Here is a 5651-nt window from a genome sequence, read left to right as displayed (position 1 = left end):
GAGCGATCCTGTTCATTCTATTTACTCCGGTATTCCTGATTCTGTCCGTCTAGTGGCGTGCCCCTGGGGAGGAAATTTCGCGTCGCTCGGACAACCTCGATCTGGGTTTTTCGTGCGCCGACTTCCAATCACGAAGACGTTCCCTCACGCGCGGCATCGGGACCTCGAACGTCGGCCAAGGGATTGAGCTCACCCTGTTTTATCAGTTTATCTCAGACGCTTACAAGGAGGGTGCCTGACGCATGATGCGGCGGTTCATCGAGCCAGCGCTCGCCATCCGTTCACGATTCGTCAACATAAATTGAACCAGCTGGTTCGATTTACGATCGGCGCTCCGACACCGATGCCGTCGGCCGAAATCCTGCTCATGCATAAAAAACAAGAGCGGCGGGCAAGGCCCACCGCTCTTTGTGGTCGCAGACTTCAGAAATCAACGACCCCAGATGCCCTGACCCGACTGAGCCGGCACGTTGGCATTGGCATCACCCTGCGTCTTTACGGACTTCGGGATCGAGCCGGTGTGCGTGGTGTCGATGTCGGACACGGACTGGTTCGCAACAGGCTGGTTGGCATTGTAAGAGCCGTAGTTGTCGCTGCCGGCAAAAGCGGTGCCCGTGGCAACGAGGATGGCGGCGGCGGTGAGTGCGATCTTGGTCATTTTAGTTACTCCTGAGTTCAATGTTGGGTCGATATCGGCAGTCGCGATTAGCGGCCGAAGAGGTTGCGGTCAGCGCCCTGCGAAGCGGGGGCCTGGACGGTTTGCGTCGACTTGGAGACCGAAGCGGTGATCGAATGGTCGACAGCGACGGCAGGCTGATTGGCGTTGGCCGAGCCATAATTGTCGCTGCCGGCAAAAGCAGTGCCCGTGGCAACGAGGATGGCGGCGGCGGTAAGAGCGATCTTGGTCATTTTAATTACTCCAGTATTTGTCATGTCCGTCTAGTGGCGTGCCCTTGGGAGGAATTTCGCGTCGCTCGGACCACCCCGAGATGGGCTCGCGCTGCCGCGGATTCCAATCACGAAGATGTTCCCCCGCGGCTCGAATCCAGGCCTTGAAATTTGACACAGGGTCTCGGCGGTCATAATTTAACTGTTTGAAATCAGACAGTTAAGCGATAACGCCCATCACCAGGCGCGACCGCTCGCCAGGCCGGCGTTCACCATCTGCTACACAGTGCGTCAACAGAAATCGAACTGAACGGTTCGGTTTGAAGCGATTGCGCACCATCTGAACTTCTGGATCTCCTACATTTGCCTTGCGGTTGGATCGAGATTATCGCTTGTGCACGATCATCAATCGGGCGCGACTTGGCGGCGCCAGTTGAAGAAGTGGCGGAAATCCGGGTGACCTGCACCCCAGGACAGCGATAGAAATGCGGTTGCTGCTTGTAGAAGACAATCGCGAGCTGGCGGATTGGCTGGGCAAGACCCTGCGTCAGGCGAACTATGTCGTCGACATCGTCCATGATGGCGAGGATGTCGAACACGCGCTCGCCGCCGGTGACCACGCGCTTGTCATCCTCGACCTTGCGCTGCCGCGCATGAGCGGGCTGGAGGTGCTGCGAATGTTGCGGACGCGCGGCAACCGGGTGCCGGTGATCGTGCTGACCGCAAACGCCAGTCTCGACGGCCGGGTCAAGGGCCTCAATGAGGGCGCCGACGACTATCTGGCCAAGCCCTTCCAGATCGAAGAGCTCGAAGCACGAATCCGCGCGCAATTGCGCCGTGCCAATGACCGCACCGCGCCGGTCGTTGCCTGCGGTGATCTCGTCTTCGACACCAACACGCGGCTGTTTTCGCTTGCCGGCGAGGCGCTGGCGCTGACACCGCGCGAGCATGCCGTGCTTGAGCAATTGATGGTCAAGGCCGGACGCACGGTGAGCAAGGCGGCATTGTCGGCCGCGATCTACGATTTCGAGACCGACGCCGATCCCAGCGCCATCGAGATCTACGTGCACCGCGTGCGCAAGAAGCTCGACGGGTCGCGGGTCCAGATCGCCACACTGCGTGGCCTCGGCTACCTGTTGCGCCAAGACGATTTGGCGCCGTGACGATCCTGGCGCCATGAGGATCAACAGCCTCCGCCTGCAATTGCTGGCATGGGTGGTGCTGCCGCTTGCCGGGCTCGCGACCATCAACCTGTGGACCAGCCAGCGCAACGCACTGGCGACCGCGGACCTGGTCACCGACCGGATGCTCGTCGGATCGGCGCGGGCGATTGCCGAGCAGGTCGCCATGGTCGACGGCGTGCTCGATGCCACGGTGCCCCCGGCGGCGATCGAGATGTTCGACACCGGCGACCGCGACAGCGTCTACTATCGCGTCGAGACAGCCGGCGGGCGGCTGCTGACCGGATATCCCGACCTGCCCGAAGCGCCGCAGCATGCCAGTGTCGAGGCCGCCTACCGCGATCACCAGCTGCGGCTCCTGACCCTTGGCCATGCGGTGATCGGCGCCGGCAACGACTCGCCAATATCAGTCACCGTGGGCGTCACCCTTGCCGGCCATGACGCCATGGTCAAACAGCTTTGGTTCAGCGCCTTTGCCCAGCAACTGGCGCTGGTGGCGATTGCCGGCGTGTTCGTGCTGCTCGGCTTGCGTCGCGGCCTGGCGCCGTTGATCCGGCTGCGCGATGCGGTACGCTCGCCAAACCGCAGCGACCTTGACCCCGTCGAAGTGCCCGGTGCGCAAAGCGAGATCCGCCCGCTGATCGACGCCCTCAACGCCTACATGGAGCGCGTGCGGGCGCAGATGGCGGCGCAACGCCGCTTCATCGCCAATGCGGCGCACCAGCTGCGCACGCCCCTGGCGCTGCTGTCGACACAGGCAAGCTATGCGCTTCGCGAAAGTGCCGCCGATGCCCGCCAGGAGGCGCTGGTGGCGCTGCAGGCGAGTTCCGGCAAACTGGCGCGGCTGGCCGAACAGCTCTTGACCCTGTCACGCGCCGAGCCAGGCAGCCGGCGGCCGCGCGCCGACCGCATTGACCTGGCGGAAGCCGCCCGGCACGTGCTGGAAACCCTGGCGCCAACGGCCATCGATCGCAAAATAGATCTCGGCCTCGAGGAGGCTGGCCCCGTTCCGGTCATCGGCGACGGCACCATGCTGCGCGAGATGATCGTCAACCTCGTCGACAACGCACTGCGCTACTCCCGGGCTGAGGGCAGTGTCACGGTGAAGCTGGCGGCCATCGACGGCGAAGCCGTGCTGACGGTCGCCGACGACGGGCCTGGCATTCCGGCGGACGAGCGAGACCATGTCTTCGAGCGCTTCTACCGTATTGCCGGTTCGACCGAGGAAGGCAGCGGGCTGGGACTCGCCATTGTACGCGAGGTCGTCGAAAATGCCGGCGGCCGCGTCACCCTTGGGGATGGCGCGGCCGGCGGTCTGTTGGTTGAGGTCAGGCTGCCGCTGGCCTGACCGGTCAGGCTGCCCCTGGTCTGACCGATCACGTTCCCTGCTCGTTGAACGGCGCCGGCCGCCACTTCACGACATAGTTCTCGAAGCGGGTGATGATGAACTCCACCACCAGCGCCATGACAGCCAGGATGATCATCGCGGCGAACACGCCATTGGCGTTGAAGGCGCCCTGCGCGGTCGAGATCAGCAGGCCCATGCCTTGCTTGGCGCCGAGGAACTCGCCGACCACCGCGCCGACCAGCGCGAAGCCGAAGCTGACATGCAGGCTGGCGAGGATCCAGCTCATCGCCGAAGGAATGATGACGGTGCGGGTGATCTGGAACGGCGAGGCGCCAAGGATCTGGGCATTGGCGATCATTGCCCTGTCGGCCTCGCGCACACCCTGGAAGGCGTTGGCGAAAACAACGAAGAACACCATCACCACGGCAAGCGCCACCTTGGACGCCATGCCGAGGCCGAGCGCGATGATGAACACCGAGCCGAGCACGACGCGCGGCACCGAATTGGCGATCTTGATGTAGATCGAAAAGACATCCGCCAACAGCCGATTGCGGCCGAGGATGATGCCGGCGGCGATGCCGCCAAGGGCACCGATGACAAAGCCGAGGAAGGTTTCCTCCAGCGTCACGTAGATCTGCAGCCAGAGTGGGCCTTGCGAGGTGCCTTCGGTGATCCACGACCAGATCTGCTGCCAGATGCCAGAAGGGCTGGCGAAGAAGAACGGGTCGATGATGTTGTAGTCGGCGCCGAGTTCCCACAGGCCAAGGAAGACGACCAGGATCGCCAGGCGCAAGGAGATGACAAGCGCGTGGCGGCGGCGCAGCCTTGCCCTCGCCCGGGCTTCGGCAACGGCGATGGAAGCATCGCGGACGGCGGCCTGGTTGGCGGTCGGAGAGATTGCGGTCATGCTGTTTCTCCTTTCAATGTCCGGTCTGCAAGGTCCGGCTCTGGCCGAGCTGCACTTCCTCGCGCAGATCGTTCCAGATCACCTTGGCGATCTCGACGAAGTTCGGGTCGTAGCGGATGTCGGCCATGACGCGGGGGCGCGGCAGGTCGATGCGGTAGACGCTCTTGACCGTGCCCGGCCCAGCGGTGAGCACATAGACCTTGTCGGCCAGCGCCACCGCCTCCTCTAGGTCGTGGGTGACGAAGACAACCGAGGATTTCTGCTCCGACCACAGATCCAGCAATTCGTCCTGCATGGCGGTGCGCGTCTGCATGTCGAGCGCGCTGAACGGCTCGTCCATCAAAAGGATCTTGGGCTGGTTGATGAAGGTCTGCGCCAGCGCGACGCGCTTGCGCATGCCGCCCGAAAGCTGGTGCGGATAGTGCTTCTCGAAGCGGCCGAGGCCGACGCGGGCGATCCAGTCGCGGGCGCGGTCGTAGGCCTGCGCCTTTGGCGTGCCGCGATAAAGTGGACCGGCGGCGACATTGTCGATGACACTGCGCCAGGGAAACAGCGCATCCGCCTGGAAGACAAAGCCGATGTCCCGGCTGATATCGGTGACCGGCGTGCCCATGACGCGGACATTGCCGGTCGTCGGCCGCAACAGGCCGGTGACCAGGTTGAGCGTCGTCGACTTGCCGCAGCCGGTCGGCCCGACGACGCAGGCGAACTCGCCGCGCGCCACGGTCATCGTGAAATCGCGGATCGCCGTCATCATGTGCCCGTCGGGCGTGACGAAACGCAAGGTCACATCATCGATGGCGATCGCGGCGTCGGCTTGTGGCGCGGCCTGAGACAGCTTCTCGGCCGCCATGGGTTGCACTTGCATGGCGCACTCCTGTCGCAATGGGGCAAGGGAGCCCGCGGCAGTGCCACGGATCTCCAGGTGTTCGGGAGGCCGCGCCGCTGCCTTCTTGATTCAAGCAGCCGGCGCAAGTCCTTGTTATTCAACGAGTGGTAGGCTGGCGCCGCTATTTGGCAGCGTCGACGAATTCGGTCGTGTAGGTCTTCGACAGGTCGATCTGCTTGCCTTGCAGGCTCTTCGAGAATGTCGAGAGAACCTTGAGCACGGTCGGCGGACCATCGGCCGGCATGCGGCCATCCGGCGTGAACATCGCCTTGCCGCCGGCCAGCCCCTGCACGTAAAGGTCCCGGTTGCCGGCATAATAATCCTTCGGCATCTTGTCGGCGATCTCTTCGGCCGAATGCGTGGCGATGAATTTCATCGTCTTGACGAAGGCATTGGCGAGCTTCTGTGCCTCATCCTTGTGGCCTTCCAGCCAGGAGG

Annotated in this window: 6 protein-coding genes and 1 pseudogene; 2 read left to right on the top strand and 5 right to left on the bottom strand. The window is 63.3% G+C overall.

Annotated elements, in window-relative coordinates:
• Positions 1-430: 430 nt before the first annotated feature.
• Both EN884_RS23465 and EN884_RS23460 read right to left on the bottom strand, forming a co-directional pair.
• Complete coding sequence (locus tag EN884_RS23465) at positions 431-658, bottom strand: DUF680 domain-containing protein (RefSeq protein ID WP_013532449.1); 228 nt, start codon at positions 656-658, stop codon at positions 431-433.
• Between the two features lie 47 nt (positions 659-705).
• Positions 706-909, bottom strand: coding sequence for a DUF680 domain-containing protein (locus EN884_RS23460; protein WP_013532451.1), 204 nt, complete (start codon positions 907-909; stop codon positions 706-708).
• Positions 910-1373: 464 nt separating this feature from the next.
• On the opposite strand from EN884_RS23460, the gene EN884_RS23455 reads away from it, so the two are divergent.
• Together EN884_RS23455 and EN884_RS23450 are read left to right on the top strand one after the other, a co-directional pair.
• Positions 1374-2051: a response regulator gene (locus tag EN884_RS23455; protein WP_013532452.1), complete on the top strand. Its 678-nt coding sequence runs from the start codon at positions 1374-1376 to the stop codon at positions 2049-2051.
• A gap of 13 nt (positions 2052-2064) precedes the next feature.
• Positions 2065-3417 carry a sensor histidine kinase gene (locus tag EN884_RS23450; RefSeq protein WP_013532453.1) on the top strand — a complete coding sequence of 451 codons (1353 nt, stop codon included), beginning with the start codon at positions 2065-2067 and terminating at the stop codon, positions 3415-3417.
• 28 nt (positions 3418-3445) lie between these two features.
• On the opposite strand, the gene EN884_RS23445 is transcribed toward EN884_RS23450, so the two are convergent.
• From EN884_RS23445 to EN884_RS23435, 3 genes and pseudogenes are all read right to left on the bottom strand, one after another.
• Entirely contained in the window at positions 3446-4324 is an 879-nt protein-coding gene (locus EN884_RS23445) for an ABC transporter permease (RefSeq protein WP_013532454.1), read from the bottom strand.
• Between the two features lie 13 nt (positions 4325-4337).
• On the bottom strand, positions 4338-5192 hold the full coding sequence (locus tag EN884_RS23440) for an ABC transporter ATP-binding protein (RefSeq protein ID WP_013532455.1): 855 nt from the start codon (positions 5190-5192) through the stop codon (positions 4338-4340).
• Positions 5193-5334: 142 nt separating this feature from the next.
• Positions 5335-5651: pseudogene (locus EN884_RS23435) on the bottom strand (ABC transporter substrate-binding protein); the annotation flags it as partial.

The organism is Mesorhizobium sp. M7A.F.Ca.AU.001.01.1.1 (genome assembly GCF_004022735.1).
Classification (GTDB): Bacteria; Pseudomonadota; Alphaproteobacteria; order Rhizobiales; family Rhizobiaceae; genus Mesorhizobium; species Mesorhizobium ciceri.
This window is presented reverse-complemented; position numbering and strand designations above follow the sequence as displayed.